This is a genomic window from Bacillus cereus group sp. RP37, assembly GCF_040459695.1.
Classification (GTDB): Bacteria; Bacillota; Bacilli; order Bacillales; family Bacillaceae_G; genus Bacillus_A.
This window is the reverse complement of sequence record NZ_JARVHP010000001.1, coordinates 2,425,236-2,450,592: the sequence shown is the minus strand read 5'-3', so window position 1 is coordinate 2,450,592 and position 25,357 is coordinate 2,425,236. Positions and strand designations below refer to the sequence as shown.

Sequence of the window (25,357 nt, the reverse complement as noted above, 5' to 3'; positions counted from 1 at the left end):
TTCTATTCTAATGAACTGCAAATTTCAATATAATTCCCATCTGGATCTGCAATATATGCAATGGTTTGTCCCCACGGTTTCACAATTGGTTCAACTAAAATCTTAATACCTTGCTCTCTAAATTGCTCAATCGTTTCTTGTACATTTTCGACAACAAACCCTAATTCGAAATGGGAAGATTGTAACTCGCCTTCTGTAAGTGGTAGTCCTGTTAATTCTTTCACATCTTGCCGTGTGTTCATCGCTAAAATGGTAGTTCCCGTATTAAATTCGATATATGTACCGTGCTCTGCTTTTATAGGTAGCTGTAGAACATCTTTATAAAACCTTAAACATTCTTCAAACTTTTCTACATATAAAATGATGTACTTCATTTTTAAATTCATTTTACATCCCCCTTTATATCCATCCCTAAAAGTTCGACAAAAGTCTCATAAAAACCTTGTTTCCTATAATAACGAGCACAAAAAAATGAGGCCGATTTCTCGGCCCCCAGCTTATTGGCATAAAACAGGAGATTTGGTTTGGACATAACCAGTTCGTACTTTTATTATATTTTATTTTTTCTGAATTTTAAATACTTTAAATACCCATTTATATTGAGAAAGTTTTTTTACGTGCATAAAATTAAAAAGTTTAAGAAATGCTACAAATGGAGGTGTATACATATGGAACCAATGCTATGTCCAAGTTGTAAAACGAACCGTACTCGCTTTAATATTCTTGAGCAACAAGTAAAACCAGTCAAATTAAATCCACAAACTGGTCAAGTAGAAGAAGAATACACAAATGAAACGATGAATGCTTTTCATATGGCTTATCAAGGACCAACTTACCGCGTCCAATGTGCTGTATGTGGACTTGTTGAAAATCCTGAGCAATTTATTAAACCTGCTCAAAATCAGTCTTTTTCTTAAACATTTTTATTACCCCCTACCAATTTTCTATAGGGGGTTTTTCGTTTTATATGTTAATAAAAAACGTTTTTCTTCCTTATTATAAATCACACCCCACACCTTTTTAGTCATCTTTTATTTTTTGATCCTCGATATAAATCGTTTTTTCTTCATTCATTATTTTCGGGGTATTGTGGGGTTTATCTTTGTAACTGTTAATTTTGTACCTTCATATAGTTTTTTATTATATAAAAAAGAGTGAACAAAAATATAATTATATAGAAACAAAAGAAGTTGATTCCGATATTCCCCTTACAAAATCAACTTCTTTTGAACTCCACTTTTTATTTATTATAATATTTCACTTTTTAATTTCTTAATTTTCCAAGAGAGTCTTATAAAGATATACATCCACATACAACCTGAAAGACCTGTCATAACTTTCGCCCAAATTGGCACTCTTGATTCCATCGGGCTTAAAAATAGGTTATACATTGATGGTAATATACTTGCTGATATAATAACAAGGAATAGCAATAATTCATTTAGTTTTTGTATCCTCGTCTCCTTTTCTGAGTAAATATCAGGCAATTCATTTACCTCTTCTACTTCTTTACAAAAATAATTCCATCTTGTGAAACTTGTTACGCGTTTCCAACCTGACATTTCGTATATTTCGAAATACTCTTGTTGTTTTTCTTTTGAATCTCTATAGGCCAATCTAAAATCAGCTTTATATATTACATCTTTTGGCTCAGTTTTCTTAAACGTATACATTAAATTATATTTTTGTAATCCCCAACCTTGTTGATGCATCTTTCGTAAAAAAGCTTCTTCTTTTTCTAAATTCCATGCCGTAAAAAATTTGAATACCCTTTTAGTCTCCATCTTCCATTCACTCCCCTAAAATACTATTTCCATTTCTTACTGATCTCTGCAACCTGTTGTACTCTAGTTCCAACACTTCTCTCCCAAAGGACGTTAACTCATAGCACTTCTTTCTATCTGTAGAGGCAACTTCAACTATTAATTTCTCTTTTAATAACTTCGTCGTATTCCCGTATAAAGTACCAGGACCGAGTTTTACTTCTCCATTTGTCATCTCTTCTACCATTTGCATAATTCCGTAACCGTGCATTGGCTTTACTAATGACAACAATATGTAATATGTTGCTTCAGTTAACGGAATATATTTTTGCGCTTTCGCATTCATTATAACCACCTCCGATACATCGCTTTCTGATATATCGACTCACGATACATCGTATACCGATATTATATATTCGCATTCCAAAATATGCAAGAGTATAATTTAATAATCGAATATTTATTTCTTTGAATTGAAAAATCATATCAATTTTCTGAATAATTTGTTAAAATATAGAAATATCCGTTTATATTTTGAAAGGAATGATACATATGATAAATAAATTAAAAGAAAATATAAGTTCTGTGTTTGTTGGCAAAGAGAATGTAATAGATTTACTCCTTGTTTCCTTGCTTGCTGACGGGCATGTATTACTCGAAGATGTGCCTGGTACTGGGAAAACGTTACTTGCGAAAACACTTTCTAAAAGTATTGGTGGTAATTTTTTTCGCGTCCAATTTACACCGGATGTACTTCCGAGCGATGTGACAGGTATTGAATATTTCAATCCGAAAACGAGTGAATTCGAGTTAAGACTCGGACCAGTCATGACTAATATTTTGCTTGCCGATGAAATTAACCGCGCTATGCCGAGAACACAGTCTAGTTTATTAGAATCGATGGAAGAACGACAAGTAACGCTTGAAAAGCAATCTACTCTGCTTCCGAAACCTTTCTTTGTCATTGCGACGCAAAATCCAATTGAATCACAAGGAACTTTCCCTCTTCCAGATGCACAGCTTGATCGTTTTTTAATGACAATTTCAATAGGGTATCCGAATCCTGAAGATGAACTACAAATGATGCGACGTTTTCGTAAGGATACACCTCTAGAAAGTGTCACATCTGTTATTTCTTTAGAAGACATTTTAGAAGCACAGAAACGAGTAAAGGAGATTTTCGTATCAGAACCGTTAGAACATTACATTATTAAACTTGCTCATGCTACAAGAAATCATGATTACATCGCTAACGGTGTAAGTCCACGTGCCACACTTGCTTTAGTGCGTGCAGTACAGGCATTAGCATTTTTACGAGGGAGAGAATATTGCACACCAGAAGATATACAATTTTTAGTTCCTTCTGTTTGGAATCACCGTATCGTCTTATCAATGGAAGGTGCATTACGTACGACAAAAAATGAAATTATGCAAAGAATTTTAAAAGAAGTTGACGTACCAGTGGAGATTGAGCAAGCATGAATGGACAGCGCGTTGTAACTGTACCGTTATTCTTCCAACTCCATATTATTCAACTAACCGTCCCAGGCGCTATACTATTTACATTTTTTATGCCACAACGAATTATTATGTTTCTCTTTTTCTTCTATTACTTATTTGCGATTTTCATTTATAAATATGTCGCTTATATAGAGAAAAGGTTTCAAGTGATAAACGAGAAACAAATAACTCGGTTATTCCCTAATGAATCTGGACAGTTTTTTATTCATTTAAAAAATGGTGCAAATATACCACTCGTTAACGGTGTTTGTTATTTTCATTTAAATCCGTCACTACTACCACAAAAAGATCAAGGAATTGAACAAATATCAAAAACACTATTCTCTTTCCCATTTTCACAACCTGCTCATTCAGCGCAAAAATGGGATTTAACATTAACCGCAACGAAGCGTGGTGTGTTTCAAATTGAACAGTTCGAATGCGTTTTGAAAGATCCTTTTCATTTATTATCTGTACATTTACCTGTATTTGATAAATTAAGAACTGAAATTATTGTGTATCCATCACCTAAAGAAGTAGCAGGTTTGCAAGAACTTCAGCAACTTTTAACAGGATCTTATCGAACGAATTTTTCTTTTTACAATGATGAAACATCTATTATCGGTGTTAAACGATATGAGCGTGAATCTTTCCGTTCTATTCATTGGAAAGCATCTGCTAAAATGCAATCATTACAGGCGAAGCAATATGAACCTGTAAAAAATTATAGTTGGACAATTTGTCTTTCATTAGCTGCTGATCGCGGGTTTGGTTGGAAAGATAATATAGAAGACCTTATTTCATTTGCAACATACATTTGTCAATACGCAACGAAGCATCAAATACCGTTTGAATTATTTATTAGTGTATTAGCTGAAGGTGGTCCACTGCACTTACCATTAAACGAAGGGCAAGCACATTACGGAATATCTTTAGAAGAATTAGCACGTATTTCAGATGATAGTACGTTACTTCCGAAACAAGGATTTCTTCATTATGTAACGAGAAAAAGAGAACGAACGTCTACAATGATATACATTGGTTTACAGAGAAATGAACTCCCTCTTCTCTCGCAGCCTACGTTTCTCATTACTAACGAAGGGATGGTGGAAAAGCTTGAAAACTTGGCTCTATCACGTTCATGACTTTATTCTGCTGCTCCTCCTTTCGTTAGTAACAGAAAGGGATGAACTTGTTTCTATTGCTATATTTTTAGTAACAGGCTATATGGGTGTATTTCTAATTCATAAATTTATGAAGAAAAAAACAATAGGGTTTGTCATACTGTTACTTACTCAAATAATCGGTTGTTCAATCTTTCTCTCTTTCTCTCTATTTGGCACAATTATGTTACCGCTTTTCTTCTTTATCGTACATGTAGTCGGTCCTGGATATCCAGTTCAAAAGTCATTAGGTGGTATTGTATGGTTCGTCTTTTCAGCTATATTTTTCGCACCTTTTCCACCATTATGGAAATTATTACTATTAGTCTTACACATTATGATTGCATTTTGGTTAACGGGTTCCAATCGTAATCAACAGTTATTACGTTTTACTTCTATTATTACAATTGGAACATTTAGCGCTTTACTTATTCTAGTATTTCCTTATATACGTCTTATTTTTTCTTATATTGTCGAAATAGTTGCATTAGGATTCGGATACGCTATCAATCCTTTATTTTCAGCAGCGGAATCAAAAGAGACAGACGATTTTTGGTCGAATAAAGGAAATCTAAAAGACCCTCAAATTAAGGAGGAATTTGGACAGCGTGATTTTGATCCAACTCTCATAAATAGCATTACAATTATAGTATGTACAACCATTGCTATTTACGTCGTTTGGAAAATAATAAAAAGACGAAAACAATTTAGTTTACCAAATATGCCTGCCTTCGAATCTACTATTATCACTGATAAAGAAGGAATGAGCCAAAAACGTTTGAAACGAAACAAACCGCCACATAACGAAATTCGAAAAGAGATTTTTAAGCTTGAAAGTAAGTTAACTCCCCCTTTAAATAGAAATCGAGGAGAAACTATTGAGGCATGGTTAGATAGAATAAATAGTGAAGTAGATGTAAACATTGAGAGTCATATTATTATAGATGCTTATAATACAGTGCGTTATTCAAATGATGAGAATATGATGCTACTTCAGGAATTTAAGGAAGAGGTTCATAAGCTTTACGTGTATCAGAAAAGCTTGAAGAAAAGAAAAAAATAACACAACAAAAAGACTCCTATTTTCATAGGAGTCTTTTTATATTTCTACGTTACTTTTTAAATTGACGCGTTTTTCCCTGCTTCAATTTCTAATGACTCTTCATGCCACCAAAGTGTTTCTTCAGGGTCTTCTTTAGCGATTTGGTGTGCTTCTTTTTTCGTTTCTACTGTAGGATATGAACCTTTTAGTGCACGTCCTGATGTTGTAACGAATAATACACTAAATACAACTAATCCAATAATACTTACACCTGTTAAATAAAATGCTGGTGCAAGCGGGTTACCAGTCGCATGAACTAAGTATGAACATACGAGCGGTGTTGTTCCACCGAATATTGATACAGAAATATTAAAGGAAATCGAAAGTGCTCGATAACGTACATCAGTGAAAAATAGTGATGGTAATAATGAAGGTAATGTACCCTCATAAACACTTAGGAAGAAACCTAATACGAAAATACCTGCAAATATTGCTGCAATATGTCCGTTACCTATTAGTAAAAATGCTGGAATTGCAAATACAGTTAAACCAAGTAAACCAATTTGCACGACGCGTTTATTACCAATTTTATCACTTAATTTACCGAAATATAATGCTAGTGGAATCATAAGTGCCATCGTAATCGAAATAATTAATAAGCCAGTTGTTTCTTTGACTTTAAGTACTTGAGTTAGATAAGAAGGAATATACGAAAGAATCATATAATTTGTAATATTAAAGAAGGCGACAATTACTGTGCTTAATAAGAAGTCTTTTTTGTGATATTTTAATATGTCCATAAATGAAAATTGTTCGTTGTCTTCAGATTCCTCTTGTGCTTTTTCCATCTCTTCAAAAATGGGAGATTCATCTAAATGACGGCGTAAATATAAACCGACCAAACCAATTGGTGCAGCTATTAAGAAAGGAATACGCCAGCCCCAGCTGAGCATTTGCTCATCTGTTAACAATAACGTCAAAATGGTAACAATTACCGATGCAGCAATGTAACCTGAGAGTGTTCCAATTTCAAGACCACTACCGAGTATACCACGCTTTTTATCTGGAGAAGATTCTGCGATATAAACCATTGCACCTGAATATTCGCCGCCTGTAGAGAAGCCTTGAATCATTCGGGCAACTAAAAGTAGTATTGGTGCCCATACACCAATTTGTTCATAGGTTGGTAGTAATGCGATGAATAATGTAGAAAGTGCCATTAAAATAATAGTAGTACTTAACACGATTTTTCGGCCGTACTTATCTCCTATTCTACCAAAGAATACACCTCCGATTGGTCGAACGAGAAAGGCTACTGCAAATGTACCGAATGTAAGTACAAGTTGCAATCCACTATTATCAACACCTGAGAAGAATAATTGACTTAAGATAACCGCTAAATACGCGTATAATCCGAAGTCAAACCACTCCATTGCATTCCCTATACCAGTAGCAACTACTGCTTTCCTGGCTTGTTTAGGATTGACAATATTAACGTCTTGAGGTTCAAAATTTAAATCATTATTTTGTTGCATATAATAAAACAGCTCCTTATTTAATTTAACTTCTTTAAGCACACCTTCTCTTATTGAATAAAATTAATTCGAAGCACTTAAGGAAAATTAATGTCTCCTTATCTGTTATTATTGTTTCACATAATTAATTATTTGTCCAATGAGATGCTCCCTATGTTAAGTAATTTACTATTTTAAAAAGCTGAAGAAGGCGCTATACGAGTACCTTTTTCAGCTTTTTATTTAAATACATAAATTTATTTTTTTCAACCCTATTTTCTTCCTATTTGCATTAAAAATAAGGTACTTTTTCATAAAGCTTTTTAAACACTTGCTATTGCTGCTAAGCTATGAATACAAGCGATAAACTCATAAATAAATGCATCAATTTCTTCTTTTGTAATTATATACGGAGGGAGTAAACGGATGATATTCCCTTGTGTAACGTCAACTAACATCCCTTTTTCCATTAGCTCCATCTGTATTTTTTTTACATTTTCATTCATATCATTCAAACTAATTCCAAACATCATACCAGCATGACGTACTTCCTGAATATAATAAGAATTTTCATTCTGAATTTCTCGCAATTTATCATGTAAATATAGTGACATTTCATACGCTTCTTGCATTAAACCATCGTCAATCAATGTATGTAAAACCGTTAACCCTAAAGCCGTTCCCATTGAAGAATGAGCAAACGTTGTGCCGTGATCTCCTGGTGAAAATACATCACATAACTTCTCACCTACAATAATTCCGCCAAGCGGTATCCCGCCTCCTGCTCCCTTACCAATTTGAATAATATCGGGTGTAATATTGAAATTTTGATAAGCAAATAGTTTGCCAGTTCTCCCCATACCACTTTGAACTTCATCAACGATAAGAATGACATTATATTTTTCACATAAGTTTTGAACACCATGTAAATATTCACTTGATAAAGGATATATCCCTCCGCTTCCTAACACTGGCTCTAGCATAATCGCAATTGGATTTTCTTTAACAATTGTTTCTTCTAATTGTCCTATATTCTCGCGCTCTACTTCATATACCGGAATCGATGTTTTAGGGAAATTTTGATATACACTTTCTTGTCTCGTAAAATGAAGTGCTCCTAACGTACGCCCGTGGAAACTATTCTTCAACACTACGATTCCTTCACGTTCCTCATGCGTATTAGCTCTATATTTATCAATTAATTTCAACGTTGTTTCTGTCGCTTCCGTACCTGAGTTTGTAAAAAAGACTTTTCCATTTTTTAAAGAGCAATCAACTAATTTCTTTGCATACTCAATCGCAACTGGGTTTAAAAAATGAAATGGAAGATGCAACGATTTCGTAACTTGCTCCATAGTTGTTTGCACAATTTTCGGGTGATTGTAGCCTAATACGTTTACTCCTACGCCAGAAAACAAATCTATATACTCTTTACCATCCACATCATACAGTTTACAACCTTCTCCTCTTTCTATTGCAACCTTCGTACGACAATACGTGGGCATCATATATTCTTTATCTAATTGAAACCAATCCGACATGTTCAATTCCTCCTAATTATTTTCCCTGTTTATTGATGTTCATTCTCTATAAAATCATGTATAAATTCATTTTTAAGATTGAAATTTTAATAGTAATTTTCTTCCCGATATTCATTTTTCCATAATTTCTTCTATTTCAACAGGTCCACTGCATACGCGTTTTTTTCATCTAGCGGTCTGTTACTATTTTGAACTTTGCGTGTCATACATAATCAAGGCTATGAAATCATATTTAGTAACAATGGGCAAAAAAGATTTGGAGGCTATATCGATGGATGAAAACTATGATAAACAAGGGCAATCTTTACTAGGGAAAGGCTTTAATGAAAATGGAGAACGTAATGAACAAGCTATACTTCACTCTCAAACAGTTGGTTCACGTGGACCTGTTCTAAAGCAAGATAGCGTACTTCACGAGGCGTTACAAGAATTTATTCACGAAAAAATTTTAGAAAGACCTGTTCATGTAAAAGGATTTGGTGCATTCGGTTATTTTCAAACGATCTATCCCATGTCTGAACATACTAAACTTAGTTTTCTACAACATTCTAATGAGAAAGTTCCTGTTATGGTGCGATTTTCATTAGCTGTTAGTACGAAAGGAACACCTGATACTGCTAGGAATGTACGCGGTTTTTCCACAAAATTTTATACAAAAGAAGGCATTTTCGATCTTTTATGTAATCACATTCCTGTCTTTTCCGTTCGTGATCCGATGCGTTTCCCAGAAACAATTCAAGCGTTGTTACCTTCACCTAAAAATAACTTAATAGACCCGAATAGATTTTGGAGCTTTGTCGCTAAAGCACCTGAATCCATTCATTTCGTTGTCCATTTATACTCTGATGCTGGTACAGCCAAAAGTCTGCGCCATATCCCAGGGCATAGTGTAAATACATATGTTTGGAGAAATGCAGAAGGTAATCGAAAGTATGTAAAGTATCATTGGTACCCATTTGAAGGTGTACAATTCATTACTAGTGAGGAAGCAAATAAACTGGCTGCCGAAAACCCTGATTATAGCGGGAGAGATTTATATGATGCAATTGCAAATGGTAAGCCAGTGGAATACGGTTTATATGTCCAGCTCATGGATCCGAAAGATGAAGAACATCTTTCTTATGACCCTTTAGATGATACAAAAGTATGGGATGAAAAGGCGTATCCTCTTATACCAGTAGGCAAAATGGTATTAAATAAAAACCCTGAAAATTATATGGAGCAAGTAGAAAAAGTCGCCTTCTCCCCTTCTAATTTACTAGACGGTGCAGAACTATCAGATGATAAAATGTTGCAAGGGCGAGCTAACATTTACAGCGATTCTCAAAGAAGAAGAATTGGACCTGAATTCCGCAAATTAACGATTAACCAACAGCAAGATTGGACACCTGCTAATCAAATAACGAGCGGTGACGGAAGGTACGTTGAAGGTAAACTTGAAAGAACTTCTATAACGAAACAAGATGACTTTACGCAGGCTGGGGAATTTTATACGGAGTTACAGCCGATAGAAAAAGAACATCTCGCTGAAAACTTAGCTAGTGATTTGAAAGTTATATCCGATGATATTCGAAAGGTAGTTTTGGGGTATTTTCATAAAGTGTCTGCTGATTTGGTGAAGAGGATTGAAAGTGCGATGCAAAAGCTTTAAGTATATAAAAAAACGTCATTTTAAAAATAAAAAATGACGTTTTTTTATGGCAAAATCACTAGGAATTTCTACCACTTCATTTACAATTATTAACAAATTTTCCTCACTTAAAATTCCGTTATTTCATTTTAGATTATGGTACTCATTTCTCTTTTTCATATAATCTTTTTCACATTGCAACGGCTTGAATTTAACTTTTTTCCCTTTCTTCTTCTTCGTTTTTATAACGAGCCATTCCCCTTTTTCAACATCTAGTTTTAGGCGTTTCATTACATTGATATTATCTTTTTCTTTATAAAGTAAAAATGCTTCTTGTGCCCTCACGAATAAGCTAGGCTGCTCGCTAAATCCACCACTATCATAAATTTTAGTTAGCGAATTATAATAAGAATCATTTTCTTTTCCGCCATATATCAAATAGGCCGCATCCAGGTCTCTTTTACTTACTTCCAAAAAACTATGTTCATCAATTTTTAAATTAAATGTGGATTTAATATCACTTATTATATTCTTCACATGCTTGTCATCTCGAATTTTCCTTTTTTCAAGACAATCAGAAGATAGCTCTGGTGCATCTGTTTGAGAATGTACAACTTGTTGAATAGATACACATAATATAAATACAGTTAAAATATACAATATTTTTTTCATACTTACGTTTCACCTCAAGTAATTTAGATACTATATTATTTGAGGCTTACAATATTCTTATGCTAACAATGTGAAAGGCCCTATAAATTGGACTTTTATAGAGCCTTTCATATTAACATTGCTTTATTAAATTTACCGGTGAGTCCAGTACCTTACTATTTTTCACATCATATAGTCCTATAGGCGTTATCCGTATAAAAGGCAAGTGCGTCGCAGAAAAGAACAAAATGGTAAATGCCGGATCGTCATACGCGTAACCACGCTCTTGGAGTAGTTTCACCATTTGTTTCTCTTCCTGTATTAATTCACTCATTTTTAAATTAGACATAATTCCGAGCAATGGTAATGCGATTTCGTGTAATATTTCATTCTTTTCAGCTATTACCATTCCCCCGCCAAGCTCTTTTACTCTATGAAAAGCTATAAGCATATCTTCTTTATTCTTCCCAATAAGAATGATATCGCCGGTACCAGAATAAGTGCTAGCAAGACCACCTAGTTCCTTGGCAAAACCTTTTACAACTGTATTCACTCGCCACGTACCATCACGAGCAATCATCATAAGGAAACATTCATCATGATCTATGGACAATTCATCACAGTCTATGTCGATTTCACTCATATATTGTTTTGTTATCACGTTATTTAATAAGTGTATACCCGTTTTATTTGAGAAAATCATATCCTCTTTTTCTATTGTCCAATCTAATGATAATGGAGTTACTTTACATTCACTCCAGTCTATATGTAATGCTTCATGTGTATTTACACCGTCACGCTTCACCCATTGTCCCTTTACAATGACACTAATTGGTACTGGGTTTTCTTTACTTTCTAGAATATTCATATTAGCCATTCTACCTGTCGCAATTGAACCATGTAGATGTTCCATATTATAATAACGAGCGATATTATAACTTGCCATATGATAAGCATCTATTACTGGGACTCCTTGTTTTATCGCGGTAGATATCATAACGTTTGTCATTCCATTTTCATAAAACGAAGGATGTGAGCCGTCTGTAGTAAGAATAAATCTATCAAACTGATTTACTCCTAGTTCCAACAATTCTTTCAGTAAAACTTCTAAATCTGGGCGGATTGAAGAATTTCTTAGGGAAACAGTGTAACCTTGCATAAGACGAGTTAACGCCTCTTGACCTGTCATCGCTTCATGATCACAGTCTGTACCTAACAGTTTTAATTTTGCTAACGTTGCTTCAGATGCTCCTGGAAAATGCCCTTCTACTTTTTTCTGTAATCGCTTTGTTTCCTGCACCCAAGTTAGCATTTCATCATCGCCATGTAATAGTTTGGGCCATGCTGTTAGCTCACCACCTTGCAGAACTGCTTCATGCTGCAGCCACTCTATTATTTCTTCACTATTAAACATAGATTCCCCGTTTTGCAATTCAGTTTGTCCATCAAAACGACACCACCAATACATACTTGCTGGAATCTTTTTAAATTCATCTAATAAACGAAATGCTTCTTCACGTTGTAATGTTAAAAATATAGTTAAATTATCATTAATGAAAGTTGTTGTCCCAAATTGCATCGCATGATTCGCTAAAGTCTCTGGATTATATAATTGATATGGATGTGCATGCGGTTCTATGTAACTAGGAACTACATACTTTCCATCACAATCAATGACTTCACATTCATGTAGTTGCGCTGGTAGTTTTTCTCCTACATATACAATGCGGTCATCATAGATCCAAATATTTGCTTGCACCCACTCGCGCATATAGGAATTTAAGTATGTTGCATTCTTTAATAAAATGTGCGGACTTCTTGTGCCGTCTATTACTTCAACATGTTCTCGTAATTGTGTGTTACTCCATCTAAACTGATTTTCTCCCAATGTATTTCACTCCACATCAATTTACTTTTATTTATTAAAATAAAAACAATTAACAAACTAAAGTATTTTTCATTCATAATTCCCCTGTATAGCCCCTATACCTATCATTATATGGAATACTCGCAAAAATAACAATTTTCAAAATGAAACATACCTCTTTACCCCACAATAAAAAGGATGTCATGCAGCTGACATCCTTTTTTATACTAAACTATACGATTGAATTACACTTGATGTCATACTATGGATGCTAATACGATCCTTTAAAGCAGGATCCCATTCGTTTTCTTTTCATTTATTTCTTAAATTCTATTTGCATCATTTTATTAAACTGTGTAAGAATATCAACCGGACCTAAAGAGTTAACATTGACAGCAAATGTATGCTTGCCTCCCATTACTCCGCCAGCAAAAGTCATAAACCCAGGAATTGATCCGCCGTGCCCCCAAACTGAGACACCATTTGGAAGTTTAGTTTCATAGATTCCAAGACCATATCCATCACCAAGACCTTTCCCTTCTATAGGAACTGTAGTAAGCATTTCTTTTAGCTCGCGTTCTTTCAGTAACTTACCACCAAGTAAAGATGAAAAGAACTTATTTAAATCGTCCGCATTAGAAATCATATCTCCAGCTGCATTTGCTAAACTCGGATTATAATACGTCATGTCTTTCAACTCACTTGTTTCGTCAATTTTCATATACCCACGAGCATGATTCTTTCCTGGGATGACGGGTGAATTTCCTGGTAAAAATGTATTTGACAGATCCAAAGGCTCAATAATTCGCTTTTCAATTTCTTCCGCATAACTATTTCCAGTTATTTTTTCAATAAGCATTCCCAATATGACGTATCCTGTGTTTGAATACAACCAGTCTTTACCCGGCGAGAAATCTGGAGGCAGAGAAAGGCCTATTTTCACTATTTCTTCTGCTGTATACGTTTTTTTCGAATTCATAATATCAGCGTCTTTTGACTTTAAGTATTCAGCGATACCACTCGTATGATTCAAAAGTTGTCGTATCGTAATTTGATTGCCATCATACCCATTTCCTTGAATAATTCCCGGTAGCCACTTTTCAATTGGATCGTCAAGTTGCACACGATTTTCTCCTACTAATTGAAGAACAGTCGTAGCAGTAAAAGTCTTCGTCACACTTCCAATCCGAAAACGATAATCTAATTTCATTGGTTTCTTTGTATTTAAATCCGCCAAACCAGCAGTATAACTACTAACTCTTCCGTTATTATACGTCTTAGCTAATACCCCTGGCGCTCCAATTTGGATTGTTTCCTGCATGACTCGTTTCCAACCATTCCGATTCTTTTGATCATGCGCTTGTGACGAAGTAGAAATATTTTGAGTAGACTCTGCTTTCACAGTAAAACCTGGCGTGAATAAATTAGTACTCGCTATTAATACTGCCAAACTTCCTAACTTTATTGAAGTACATTTTTTCATAAGGTTCTCTCCTCTGTTCATATCATATTGATTCAAGTTATACCTTAATCCTATATGATAAACCTCTCTTTTTTCTTATCCATTCCTTACGAAATACTTACGTTCAAATTTTGTTACGATAAGCTGAGAAAGAATTATGTATGAAAATAAAAAGGGCATAAAAAAATAAGGACAGTCCCTTAACTGCCCCCATTTTCATTTCACCTTGTCTTAATTATTTTAAGATGATTTATTCATTGTGTTCGTATTAAAATGAATAAAAAAAGAACGTGTTTTCACTTTTTATGTAAACACGTTCTTTTTTATTTAAGCAACTAATCTATATTCACCTTTACCATCCTGCACTAGCGTTCATACCATTTCCGATAATAGAAAGTAATAGTGGCCATAATACTGGTCCTAACGTAAGCAGTACATTTAGAAGTATAAGTATTCTATATACACCGGTGAAATTATGATTTTTACGATTAACAAATACGAGACTGACTAACGATATTATGGTTGTTAAAAATAAAACTAACATTACCAACCAATACCACACCATTAAACTGAGACTCCATGGTGTTAATAGCTCGTGTATGATACAAAATGAGATTCCTAATACAGCAAAACTAAAGCTAGTCACCGCTGTTTTTATAAGCCACTTACTTATTTTTTTATCGTATGTATTTTTACAAAATAAATCTATTAAAGTGAATAAAGATAAATATGCCATTAATACGCCTATCCAAGACAATAACCAGTCTCCGTCCCCTTTGAATAATAAGAACAGTAACCAACACATACCTACTGCTGAAAAAACAAAGGAAATAAGTATGCTTTTTAATACCGATTTCATTACACATTCACACCCTTAAAAAACTTAAAAATTAATTATAATTTATAAAAATTAAGTATAGGTTAACATGTAATCAAGTATAAGTAAATAAAGTTAATTTTGTTTTCCTATTTGAAGACGGTTTCATATAAGAAAATAATTCATGTTAATCAAATTTACGTATAAAAAAAGAAAAGGTGGATATTTATATATCCACCTTCCCATCTCCCTCTACCCACTTCATTATTTTTTCCACATCTAAATCCGTATACGTCTTTTCACCATAACGAACAGACTCATATAACGAAGTAATATTTCTCGTTCTACTAATTCTTTTTAACCACTGTTGCATCGTTTCATAGGACCTTCTCTGTTCATGAAATGGTAATGTTCTTTCCCATCCAACTAACGTTTTTCTTATCGTATCTGTCGGTAACGACTGTTCTAACTGATGAATGACTTTCTTGTTATTTTCGGTTCTTACCGTATTTTCTTTTGTTACCGATTTTTTCTCCTGTTCTATTTCTGGTTTCGTTAACTTTTTCCTAACGGATTTATAAAGAAAATATATAATTACCCCTGCAATAACTACATAAAAACCTATACTAATCCATGAATTTGAAAGCATAGAAAGCACATCACTCCATGAATTCTCCCGTTTAAAAAGCGGGATTTTCCTATCTATTTTCGTTCTTGTATCTACAACTCCTGTTTCTTCATCTATAATTCTTTCAGGCTCATCAAACTGTTCGTTTATACTAGTAAAATCATAGTTTCTTTCCAACATTGTCTCCGTCTTATTAAAAAAACGTTCTTTTACTATGTCTTGCACATGCACCACACCTTGTGATAACGTTATCGCACTAACCGTAAAGAAAAGTAGCATTAAAACTCTAACACTCCATAACTTCACTTTCATATGCCGCGCTTTATTAACCATGACATAAGCCCCTTCTTATTCTTTAATTACAATCCATTTATTCGTTCTACTGTATTTCTTTGGTGAAGTACCAATAATTAAAGGAACCGCATCCAGTTTCTTTCGACGAAAGCCTGCTGTGTAAAAATAAGAAGAAGATACTGGCGTGTCCTGATTCGATATTGAGGCAAGTACCTTTAATACATTTTGCAAATGTTTCCGATTATCCCCATTTTTTATATGTAGCAAACCGTTATCTTTTACACTATTGATCCATACTTCAAATGAACAGTTTTGCATGAGCAGTTGTTTACATATGCCTGCCGTTAATTCAATTAATTCTTCTGTATCATTTCGCAAAGAAACACCACTTTTATTTTGCAAGTTGAGATAAATCGCATATTTATCTGATTGTGTTCGCTCGTACTTTTTCGCAGTTATCGTCCCTGTTTTCGCTGTTGCACTCCAGTGGATGGAACGAAAATCTTCATTTTCATAAGACTTCACTCCCATTACTTTCGTTTCATCATATAGCGGTGAAGACATCGCTTTTCGAAATCCCCGTGACCATTCTTGTAATTCAGGAACTTGCATTTTCGGAACAGCTGGTAAGACTAAATAGGAGGGCGTATCAACTTGTTTATATGTTATATGGTTCGTTATGAATCCAAAGAGATCAGTAATAACAATTTCAACTTCTTCCCATTTCGCAATTCCTCTTTTTAACGCTACAGCTTGTAAATCAAATGAAACTGACTCTCTTCCTTTTAAATTAAAATTCATATAATAATTTGAACCTGTACTATAATTTTTATTTATTTCATCATGATTCCAAGTTAGCTTATTTTCACATTTAAATCGAAATACGATATTAAGAATAGGAAATATCGACTTGTTTGAAATTTTAATTTTACACGTATTCGTTTCACCTATAAAAACGTTTGAATTCCCCTGACTGTATTCCCATTCAACACGAGATACTTTACGCATGTACACATGCATAGCACCTATTAAAATTACATACAAAAATACGAGAGATAAAAACAATAGATTACTTGAAAATACACTTAAAATAACGGCTACAACTGACATAACTCCCATTACGAAAGGCTCCGCTAAAGGTGTATACACAAGCTGTTGATTCATCGTACATTCTCCACTGGCACACTAATTGTATGAAGGATTTCTTTCATGATTTGTTCTTTCGTCGTTTTCATCTCTCCCTCAATCGTTAACGTTAAACGATGAGCGCAAACAGATGCAGCTAGTAGTTTTATATCATCTGGCGTACAATAATCTCTTTCATTTAATATTGCCCGTGCTTGAATCGCTCTCATAAATGCCAACGTCCCCCGCGGACTTACTCCAATTTCAATCAGCTCATGATTACGAGTTGCTTCAATGATTTCAAGGAGATAATCTTGCACATCATTTGTTACTAGCACTTCCCTTGCGCGTTTTTGCATCATAATAATTTCTTCACCTGAAATAATAGAATGTAACGTATCTAGCGGATCATTCTTTTGAAAACGATTCATCATTTCCTTTTCTGCTTCCCTCGTAGGATAACCTTGTCGAATCGTAAGTAAAAATCGGTCTAATTGAGCATCAGGTAAAGGAAATGTACCTGATGATTCGAGTGGATTTTGCGTTGCAATAACTAAAAAAGGTTCTGGTAATGAATGTGTCTGTTTCGCAATCGTAACAGTACGTTCTTCCATAACTTCAAGTAACGAAGATTGTGTTCTCGGTACAGCTCGATTAATTTCATCGACTAATACTATATTTGCAAAAATAGGTCCTAATCTCGTTTTAAAATCCGATTCCTTTACATTAAAATATTCAAGACCAATAACATCTCCAGGCAAAGTATCCGCTGTAAATTGTATTCTTTGAAATTTAGCGTCCACACTTTTCGCTAAACTTTTCGCTAATGTTGTTTTTCCCGTCCCAGGTACATCTTCTAATAAAATATGCCCTTTTGCTATAAGAGCTATAGCTGCAAGTTCAATCGATTCATCTTTTCCTATAATAACCTTCGAGATATTGTTAGTGATTTTCTTTAATGTACTCATACAGTATCTACCACCTTTTCTATTATCCGGAAATTAACAATACATATTTTTTCCAAATTATAACATGTAATTCAAATATGAAATAGAGCAAAAAGGAAACTTATATTTTTTCTTCACTGCACGTAAAAAAAGCACCTATTGTCGTCCGTTGACAATGAAGTGCTTAACTCACGTAATTTTCATATTGGGCATTTGACACCTTATATACATTCACTATCTTTCCTCTCTGCACAAATGAATATAATGACCAAAATCAGGAAACACATCCCAGTGATTTTCAAGATTATCATCACCCTCTCGTTCCTCAACTAATCCTCTATTCACATCCACCTTTTCCATTACTGTATAACCATTTTCGCGGAAATTGAAAATCATGCTAGCTTTTTCTTTTTCATTCGTATCATTATATTCCCAATACATAGCTGTTCTTAAGAAAATTCTATTATCATTTATAACTTCAAAATCATAATTTAAATACTTACGAACTAAGTCATCATAAAACCCAACTGAAACCCAATCTTTTGTAACATTAATAACATACTTAATCCTTTCACCTTCAGTTAACACGGCCGTATATGGTTCGTGATTTTGATGACACAAGTATGCTTTACATGCATCAATTATATTCCAAGGTTTCTTTCTAATATCTGACCATTCGTCACAATAATAAATTTTCAAAGTTAATAATCCCTACCTTCTATACCTCTTAAAAACATGCCTATTTTCTAGTTTTTTCATCTGGTTGTTGCATTCACACAAAGTAATAATGTTTTGAGTATATGAATCACTTATGTATAATAATTTACAGTATCGTATTACTTACTACTTTCAATTGTGGGTTTTACTATACACATTACTTATTTCACTTTTAAAATCATCATACATTAAAAATGCCTCTTTTAATATTTCCTCTAACTCCATATAGTTTCGATATACTGGTGTTTTTATTCTTTCACTTGCATTCATCAATAACCTTGAATAAACACTCCAAGGACTACCTAGTCTTACTTCATTATTATGATAGACAACCCATACAAACACTGTCATTCCATGTTCTAAAATTATATGAAACCATACCATATAATTTGGAGAATAATCTAGAACACCTACCTTAAAAAATTTCTCCTTTTTATCAAAAGTTGCTGCATATCCCAACCTTATAAATATTTCATTTACCTTTTCCATATCATAACCCTCAAGTCTATCATTTAAATCATTAAGATTTGAGCTAAAGTTTCCAGACAATTTTTTATATCTATCTATAAATTTAATTTTTTTCAGAACTTCTTTAATTTCAGGTTTCATTTCTACATTCATTTTCTAATCCTCCATGAAACTTTCCCCGTTATAGTCACTTCATTTATTTTCTATTTCACTCCAAATATCAACATCACATTCATTTAAAATCGCTTTAATTTTGTCCTTCTCAAATACTACTAAATACTCATACGGTAAAGCTAGCACTTGAATAATTGCAGGTTTCATTTTTAATAATTCGTAGGCGTATATGATTTCCAATTCTCCTGATACTTCTTCATTGATAGGACCTATATACCAACCTGAATCACCTTCATCACAACCACTAGATCTTTGTAAATACACCTCTTCTTGTTGCAACACATTTTTCGCTATCACAATCTTATCGTTAAATTTTATGAATTCTCCCTCTATATTTAATCGACGTAAACAATGCGATTGCTCAAGTTGTACCCATAATGCAATCGTTAAATCTTCCGTTGTATCTATAAAAGGGTTTCTAGTATAATCCCGGGTGATAATTTGATAATAATCTTCATACTTATATAAACTATAAACAGACCATCCAATTTGTATTGAAAATCTATCTGCTAATTTATCTTTTACATTAGATAATAAATTAAATAGAGTTTTTACATGAAGACTTAATGGTTCTTCTACTTTAGCTTTTATATTTTTATTACCTATATTTTTGATTATTGTTTTCAAATCAATATTCTCCACTTCTATTGAATTTCCTCACTCAATCTGCATTCCTCAACTTGCCTTATATAGACTTTCGTTATTAACACCAATAAAATTTCTAATATTAAAACTCTTCTTCCCATACTTCTTTTGCATCTATTAACCTTTGTGATAAAAATTCATAAAAGTTCTTTGCTGTACTATAGTCATCAAGTCCGCCTTGTCTATTCCAGGCAATTATTGGACACTCATTATTTTCCATATGACGCATATCTAAACAATACGCATATTCTCCAGCATCTTCAATAACTACTAAATTGTCACTCATTTCTAAGCCTCTATAGTTCTCCGTTACAATAACAACTGAAGCCATATTTGACTTACCAATCCCTAATATATCGACACCAAATAACCCGCCAGAACCATATGTATTTAAAAACCACTTATAGCTATCTGGTAATTCTACACTCAGCCTGTATTGAACAGCATAAATTTGACTTTCATTTACTCCGCCTGTAAAGTCGTCTATTTCCTCATGTTCTTTAATAAAATTTGTTAATTCCTCTTTATTCATTAACTACTACTCCTTATTTTGCGGCTTCTATTTATATTTTCAATATAAAAATGCTTTTCCTTAGCTTCACGTAATCATTTCACTGCACATAAAAACTCATAACAATATATGTATACCTTTTCAAATATCGTTTTTCTTTTATATCACATCAAAGTTTATCTATAACCTTCTCTCCTTCATCATAAGCATCTCCAAGTGGTTTAAAATTTCTTTTTAGCCAATACCAATATTGCCCTTGATTGTTAATGAGGTTTATAAGTAAATCAGTAAAAGAATTTGCGATAATTTGTGACTCTCCAACTATACCGTGCCGATCGAAGAAACTATCATAACATCTACCTAATCTCTCTTCACTTAAATCCATCGTTACATACCCATCCATACAATCTTTACCTATAATATACCAATTTGATGAAATATCATCCGCACATAACTCTCCTATGATTATAGGATTAGCTAAAACAAATTCCTCTGGCGCCACAATATGAATAGCGTATTCCTCATTTTCAAATAAAACAAGTCCTCCACAAAGACTATAAAACTCTTTCAGATCACTTGGAAGCACATGCTTATCCTTATCAAATTCAGGTAATCTTGTAGGCCCATGAACCCGACAATTTGGTAATGTTTTTATTATTTCAATTAACTGTTTCATATTATATTTATACCTTCCTTCCATTTATTTCTTTATTTAATCATTTCAAAATTAATTCACACATATTCTTCTGCTACCCTCCAGTTCTTAAAACAGTAGTATGTAGGTCACAATTTTTAAAAAAGATTTTTACTTTCTTCTCATTAATTTTATTCCACGATTTCTTTTGTAGATTAGACCACTTATCGTAATAATAAATTCCCATTATGTTATACACCTTTCCTTTAATATCACGAATAATACCCCCTTGTTCATTAGCCTCGTCAATATTTTTTTGAGGAACTATTTTTGTATACAGGTATTTCAAAATTTAATTCTCTCTTTAGCTGATTACCTTTTAAAGCCAATATTTCTTCTCTATTGTAATCAACCATTGCCAAGAAATACTCTTCAAAATTCTCAAATCTGTCTATTTCTTCCCCTGCAAACCAAATTACCTCACCTGGTTTACGTGAATTTGATAAACATAAAACAAATAAGTCCTTATCAAATTCAGCGACCGCTATTGGTAATAGCTCCTGTCTTAAAACATCACTTTCTTTTAAAACATCGTCATCAATAACTGTTAATAACATTTGAGCGTGATCCATTATAGCTGATTTCTTCAGCTGTTCAATGCTAAATAAGTCCACAGTTTGATAAATACCTTTCCAACCATTGGCATGTTGTAGAAAATCTCGATATATTAAATCCAGTTTATAACCCAATTCTTGTTCAAGAGCATACACATACTCTTCACTTGCTCCTACTTCAGGAAAGTGATGTGGCCATATTTTCTCTACATCTTGTTTCATTAAATCTTGCTTCACTAAAGCTAAAGTTGTTATCTTTTCTTTCCAATTAATCACCTAGTAGTCCTCCTCTACATATTTAAGTTCATTAGGTTATAACCCATTATTTATCTATTAACCTGTCCATAAAAATTTAATCAACTATGATGATTCAGTTTTCCCATCTAAGTTGTATTAAAGACAAGGCTATTATGCTCTTTATATGATTTTTCGTTTTCCGGAAAATTTTCAACACTCTACTTAAATCACATAGCCGTATGTAAATACAAAAATAGTGACAGTCGGATTCCCCAAACTACCACTATTTATAACCTCTTTTATTTATTGAATTCTATATGTTTTTGATGTACTGGTTATTGAATTTCTTCTACTTCGACAACCTCTATCTTCACTTCATACATATTTGGGATGTTTGCTTCTTTCGGTACCCATGCATAATAATTTTGATCATTCTCTAATATAAATTGAATTAACTTTATTTCTAATCCATTCCAGAAATTTTTAAGATTATCAATGTAGTCCTCTAAATCCTCTTTATAGTCCAGTTGTAATATATAATCTCTTACTGTAAGGGCAAACACAATTAAACTTCCTAATAGATCCTTTTGCTCATTTTCTTCTTCATATTCTTGTGGTAAAAACCACACTTGACCTATTCCTATTGTTTTTTTGTATTTTTCATAAAAACTACTATCGTCCATATTCTCATAATCATGTATTAATTCATCGACCAATGAATGCCATTTTGGCGGAATAATATTTTCCAATGCAGGATTATTTTCAATTCCTTCTACTATATCCTCGATTTCTTCTGTCTCATCTTCATAGTGATATTCACTTAGGTCTATATGTTTAAATTTCATTTCATTTTTATAATGTGCCAAATCATATGGATAGTGATTATTATCTTTTAAACTTGTATCATCAAGTTCGAGTATCTTTACTAGTGCAGCTGTCTCAAAGCTCCAGTACCCTACATATCCAGGTTCTTTATGCGCATTTTTCCATTCATAATCATAATGGCCTCTAAACCATTCTTTCTCCATATACGTTTTCAATCTTTTAGACGCTTCTTTTTTATCTGTTTGTGCAAATTCTATAATCTCTCTCGTATTTGCATATGGATTTTCTTTATAATATCTGTTCGTCATGTTTGTGTATCCGATATCACTAGCGCATAAGAGAAAATTAATTACTGCGTCGTTCATATTTTTTTTATCAACTATCTTTTTTAATCTTTCTATATTCTTTTTATCCGTTTCTAATAGAATTCCTAAGGAAATCATCCAAATTAGACTTAAATATCCAATTTCCCTACTCCCTGTATTCTCTAAATCATAAATTGCATTATGAAAATCTTCTTCTATTACACTAATGTCTTCCCCTAAAGAATACTTTGCCCTAATATCCTCCATCTCATATCTAAAATTGGCTAGATAGGTCCCTTCTATAATACTCTTATTATCTTTAGAATATCTTTGAATATCATTTTTTTCATCTTCTTCTAAACTTTTAATCTCTTCTCTATTTTCTTCAATAAACTCTTTATGATACTCTATTCCCCTTTTACATTTTTCTTCTATACATAATTGATCTCTCATTCTATTTGATTCCTCCTAGCTTCTAAATTATGGCCATTCTCCAATTATGTCTCCCTTTACATCTATCCTAAATGTTTTCACATTTCCACTACTATCAAGTTTATTATCTTGCAGTACAGTTTAACATTCACTTTCTAATTTCCAATTTATACAAAAATAATAACATATCTATAGATTTCGAATAAAGGAAATATTTATTTGAGAGCAATAAAAAAACCTTAAGGTAATTACCTTGAGGCTCAAAAATCACGAGTTCATTAGTTTCATGTTTATATTCAAAAGAGTTACCTCTCCTCTTTGCACAAATATAGGTATTGGCCAAACTCGGGGAATATATCCCAATTTCTAGATACATCATCTTTTATCTCTCGTTCTTCTACTTCACCAGTTTTAGAATCTTTTTGTTCCATAGCAATATGACCATTTTCTTGATACCCCAAAATCATACTTTTTAACTGTGTATCCCCGTCATATTCCCAATACATTATTGTCCTTAGGAATACTCTATTATCTTCTTTAACAATAAAATCGTAGTGTAAATATTTACGAAGAAAATCATCCAAAAAACTTACCGATACCCATTTATCAGTGACATTTACTAAATACTTTGGCTGCTCTCCATCATTGAGAACAGCAGTATAAGAATGTCGATTTCCATGAAGTATCTTGGCTGCATTGTCATCAATAATATTCCAAGGCTTCTTCTTTATATTAGACCACTTATCACAATAATAAATTTCCATTAATTATACACCTTCCCATTAATATCACGAATAATAATCCCTTTCTCATTCGCCTCTTCAATAATTTTTTGTGGAACTGGTTTTGTTTGTACAGGGACTTCCAAAATTAATTCTCCATCTAGTCGACCACCTTTTAAAGCATTAGGATTAAATTTACCTGAAGAAATTTCTGAACCGGAAGAATACTTTTTAGTAAACTCACTTAAATAACTTAATGCCGTCTTTTCTTTTACTTCAGCCAATTGGATAAATTTCCTCGAGACAATTTCTTCACCCGGAATATAAGAATCCACAACATATTTCTTCCTATTGATTTCCTTTTTCTCTAACTCTACTTCATTATAAGGATATCGAGAGCGCTTTTCCTTATTAAATCTATTCCCTGCTTCCCATTGTTTTTTCACAAAATCGGGTATTGATTTCTTTTTAGATAGTGTTTTATCCATACCCTTATAGTTGTTATCTCATGCTAATGTTTAATTGGGGATTTTTTCAATACACTCAACAAAAGAGACCTCAAATATGAGGTCTCTTTTGTTGACTCTTCTTCATCTATAACTTCCTCTTTACTAATTCAATACCAGACAATCTGCCTTATTGAAATATACTACAATACTAATGAAAACATATTTTTGAAAAAGTTCTTTTCTGCCCTCAGAATTTAGCAAAATAGCTATAAGCTATTACAAATTTAAGCTGCGCTTAACTTGCACTAATAAGTCTATTAATCCATTTCTTTCTGGATTTTTTTCCACTTCCTTTTTCACATGTTCTTCCAAATAATTATAAAAAGTTTCAAAGTCCAAATACAATTGTTGTTCAGACTCAACAGCTGGAGAATCTAATTCAACTAACACATGTTTATCATCTAAAGGTGTAGGTAGCTGTGACATATCAAATTCATCTAAATCAGATTGAAAATGAACGAATACTATTTCTTGTCCAAACCCCTCCTTTTTTACAAAAAACTCAAAGCTCTTTCCAAGTACTTACCGTTTATAAAGTTAAAATATATTGACATCAATTCATCATTTTTCTCTTTATCTTCAATAAATTCATAATTACTATTCATTTTATCCTCCTATAA

General features: G+C 33.0%; 26 protein-coding genes and 1 pseudogene. 5 read left to right on the top strand and 22 right to left on the bottom strand.

Translation table 11 applies throughout. The annotated features are described in order from the left end of the window. Window positions 1–2: 2 nt before the first annotated feature. Window positions 3–386 carry a VOC family protein gene (locus QCI44_RS13050; RefSeq protein WP_016134785.1) on the bottom strand — a complete coding sequence of 128 codons (384 nt, stop codon included), beginning with the start codon at window positions 384–386 and terminating at the stop codon, window positions 3–5. A gap of 282 nt (window positions 387–668) precedes the next feature. Here QCI44_RS13050 and QCI44_RS13045 point away from each other — a divergent pair, with 282 nt between their 5' ends. Beyond that, on the top strand, window positions 669–917 hold the full coding sequence (locus QCI44_RS13045; RefSeq protein WP_000433610.1) for a hypothetical protein: 249 nt from the start codon (window positions 669–671) through the stop codon (window positions 915–917). 330 nt (window positions 918–1,247) lie between these two features. Here the strand turns inward: QCI44_RS13045 and QCI44_RS13040 are convergent, their stop codons facing one another. Further along, window positions 1,248–1,784, bottom strand: a complete 537-nt coding sequence (locus QCI44_RS13040) for a DUF2812 domain-containing protein (protein WP_016087372.1) — start codon at window positions 1,782–1,784, stop codon at window positions 1,248–1,250. A gap of 7 nt (window positions 1,785–1,791) precedes the next feature. Further along, window positions 1,792–2,109 (bottom strand): PadR family transcriptional regulator, encoded by a 318-nt coding sequence (locus tag QCI44_RS13035; RefSeq protein WP_016087371.1) that lies wholly within the window; start codon window positions 2,107–2,109, stop codon window positions 1,792–1,794. A 206-nt stretch (window positions 2,110–2,315) separates the two neighbouring features. On the opposite strand from QCI44_RS13035, the gene QCI44_RS13030 reads away from it, so the two are divergent. Genes QCI44_RS13030 through QCI44_RS13020 form a run of 3 tightly spaced genes read left to right on the top strand, consistent with a single transcriptional unit; the run spans window position 2,316 to window position 5,489 of the window. Beyond that, a complete protein-coding gene (locus QCI44_RS13030) occupies window positions 2,316–3,245 on the top strand; it encodes an AAA family ATPase (protein ID WP_353811177.1) in 930 nt (309 codons plus the stop codon). Next, entirely contained in the window at window positions 3,242–4,408 is a 1,167-nt protein-coding gene (locus QCI44_RS13025; protein WP_088083889.1) for a DUF58 domain-containing protein, read from the top strand. The genes QCI44_RS13030 and QCI44_RS13025 overlap by 4 nt, the downstream gene beginning before the upstream one ends. Further along, window positions 4,380–5,489 carry a DUF4018 domain-containing protein gene (locus QCI44_RS13020; protein WP_088083890.1) on the top strand — a complete coding sequence of 370 codons (1,110 nt, stop codon included), beginning with the start codon at window positions 4,380–4,382 and terminating at the stop codon, window positions 5,487–5,489. The genes QCI44_RS13025 and QCI44_RS13020 overlap by 29 nt, the downstream gene beginning before the upstream one ends. Before the next feature lie 56 nt (window positions 5,490–5,545). Here the strand turns inward: QCI44_RS13020 and QCI44_RS13015 are convergent, their stop codons facing one another. Next, window positions 5,546–7,003: an MFS transporter gene (locus tag QCI44_RS13015; protein WP_016087367.1), complete on the bottom strand. Its 1,458-nt coding sequence runs from the start codon at window positions 7,001–7,003 to the stop codon at window positions 5,546–5,548. 302 nt (window positions 7,004–7,305) lie between these two features. After that, the gene (locus QCI44_RS13010) at window positions 7,306–8,523 is read right to left on the bottom strand and encodes an aspartate aminotransferase family protein (RefSeq protein WP_116363370.1); all 1,218 of its coding nucleotides are present in this window, start codon (window positions 8,521–8,523) and stop codon (window positions 7,306–7,308) included. Window positions 8,524–8,794: 271 nt separating this feature from the next. On the opposite strand from QCI44_RS13010, the gene QCI44_RS13005 reads away from it, so the two are divergent. Then, a complete protein-coding gene (locus QCI44_RS13005) occupies window positions 8,795–10,174 on the top strand; it encodes a catalase (protein WP_016134789.1) in 1,380 nt (459 codons plus the stop codon). 123 nt (window positions 10,175–10,297) lie between these two features. Here QCI44_RS13005 and QCI44_RS13000 read toward each other — a convergent pair whose 3' ends face one another. The 17 genes and pseudogenes from QCI44_RS13000 to QCI44_RS12920 all read right to left on the bottom strand — a co-directional run bounded on the left by QCI44_RS13000 (window position 10,298) and on the right by QCI44_RS12920 (window position 25,342). Further along, window positions 10,298–10,825, bottom strand: coding sequence for a hypothetical protein (locus QCI44_RS13000; protein ID WP_000723234.1), 528 nt, complete (start codon window positions 10,823–10,825; stop codon window positions 10,298–10,300). 112 nt (window positions 10,826–10,937) lie between these two features. Then, window positions 10,938–12,692, bottom strand: coding sequence for an adenine deaminase C-terminal domain-containing protein (locus QCI44_RS12995; protein ID WP_116363369.1), 1,755 nt, complete (start codon window positions 12,690–12,692; stop codon window positions 10,938–10,940). A 295-nt stretch (window positions 12,693–12,987) separates the two neighbouring features. Further along, on the bottom strand, window positions 12,988–14,154 hold the full coding sequence (locus QCI44_RS12990; RefSeq protein WP_116363368.1) for a serine hydrolase domain-containing protein: 1,167 nt from the start codon (window positions 14,152–14,154) through the stop codon (window positions 12,988–12,990). A 331-nt stretch (window positions 14,155–14,485) separates the two neighbouring features. After that, window positions 14,486–14,992, bottom strand: coding sequence for a DUF3902 family protein (locus QCI44_RS12985; protein WP_016087359.1), 507 nt, complete (start codon window positions 14,990–14,992; stop codon window positions 14,486–14,488). A gap of 184 nt (window positions 14,993–15,176) precedes the next feature. After that, window positions 15,177–15,911, bottom strand: coding sequence for a hypothetical protein (locus tag QCI44_RS12980; RefSeq protein WP_016134794.1), 735 nt, complete (start codon window positions 15,909–15,911; stop codon window positions 15,177–15,179). A 15-nt stretch (window positions 15,912–15,926) separates the two neighbouring features. Beyond that, window positions 15,927–17,036, bottom strand: a complete 1,110-nt coding sequence (locus QCI44_RS12975) for a DUF58 domain-containing protein (protein WP_016087357.1) — start codon at window positions 17,034–17,036, stop codon at window positions 15,927–15,929. Beyond that, window positions 17,033–17,965 (bottom strand): AAA family ATPase, encoded by a 933-nt coding sequence (locus QCI44_RS12970; protein ID WP_353811176.1) that lies wholly within the window; start codon window positions 17,963–17,965, stop codon window positions 17,033–17,035. Before QCI44_RS12970 ends, QCI44_RS12975 begins: the two co-directional genes overlap by 4 nt. A gap of 213 nt (window positions 17,966–18,178) precedes the next feature. After that, on the bottom strand, window positions 18,179–18,643 hold the full coding sequence (locus QCI44_RS12965; RefSeq protein WP_016087355.1) for a hypothetical protein: 465 nt from the start codon (window positions 18,641–18,643) through the stop codon (window positions 18,179–18,181). 150 nt (window positions 18,644–18,793) lie between these two features. Continuing rightward, the gene (locus tag QCI44_RS12960; protein WP_016087354.1) at window positions 18,794–19,282 is read right to left on the bottom strand and encodes a hypothetical protein; all 489 of its coding nucleotides are present in this window, start codon (window positions 19,280–19,282) and stop codon (window positions 18,794–18,796) included. Window positions 19,283–19,321: 39 nt separating this feature from the next. After that, window positions 19,322–19,930: an immunity protein Imm33 domain-containing protein gene (locus tag QCI44_RS12955; protein WP_116363367.1), complete on the bottom strand. Its 609-nt coding sequence runs from the start codon at window positions 19,928–19,930 to the stop codon at window positions 19,322–19,324. Between the two features lie 100 nt (window positions 19,931–20,030). Beyond that, complete coding sequence (locus QCI44_RS12950) at window positions 20,031–20,480, bottom strand: SMI1/KNR4 family protein (RefSeq protein WP_088083896.1); 450 nt, start codon at window positions 20,478–20,480, stop codon at window positions 20,031–20,033. Between the two features lie 148 nt (window positions 20,481–20,628). Next, window positions 20,629–21,135 carry an SMI1/KNR4 family protein gene (locus QCI44_RS12945; RefSeq protein ID WP_088083897.1) on the bottom strand — a complete coding sequence of 169 codons (507 nt, stop codon included), beginning with the start codon at window positions 21,133–21,135 and terminating at the stop codon, window positions 20,629–20,631. A gap of 263 nt (window positions 21,136–21,398) precedes the next feature. Continuing rightward, window positions 21,399–21,983 carry an SMI1/KNR4 family protein gene (locus QCI44_RS12940; protein ID WP_088083899.1) on the bottom strand — a complete coding sequence of 195 codons (585 nt, stop codon included), beginning with the start codon at window positions 21,981–21,983 and terminating at the stop codon, window positions 21,399–21,401. Between the two features lie 296 nt (window positions 21,984–22,279). Then, on the bottom strand, window positions 22,280–23,527 hold the full coding sequence (locus QCI44_RS12935) for a PoNi-like cognate immunity protein (protein WP_353811175.1): 1,248 nt from the start codon (window positions 23,525–23,527) through the stop codon (window positions 22,280–22,282). A gap of 284 nt (window positions 23,528–23,811) precedes the next feature. Next, window positions 23,812–24,270, bottom strand: coding sequence for a hypothetical protein (locus QCI44_RS12930; RefSeq protein WP_116363363.1), 459 nt, complete (start codon window positions 24,268–24,270; stop codon window positions 23,812–23,814). Next, window positions 24,270–24,716, bottom strand: coding sequence for a hypothetical protein (locus QCI44_RS12925; protein ID WP_000361832.1), 447 nt, complete (start codon window positions 24,714–24,716; stop codon window positions 24,270–24,272). The genes QCI44_RS12930 and QCI44_RS12925 overlap by 1 nt, the downstream gene beginning before the upstream one ends. A gap of 237 nt (window positions 24,717–24,953) precedes the next feature. Then, window positions 24,954–25,342 (bottom strand): annotated as a pseudogene (locus QCI44_RS12920) (hypothetical protein). Window positions 25,343–25,357: the final 15 nt, after the last annotated feature.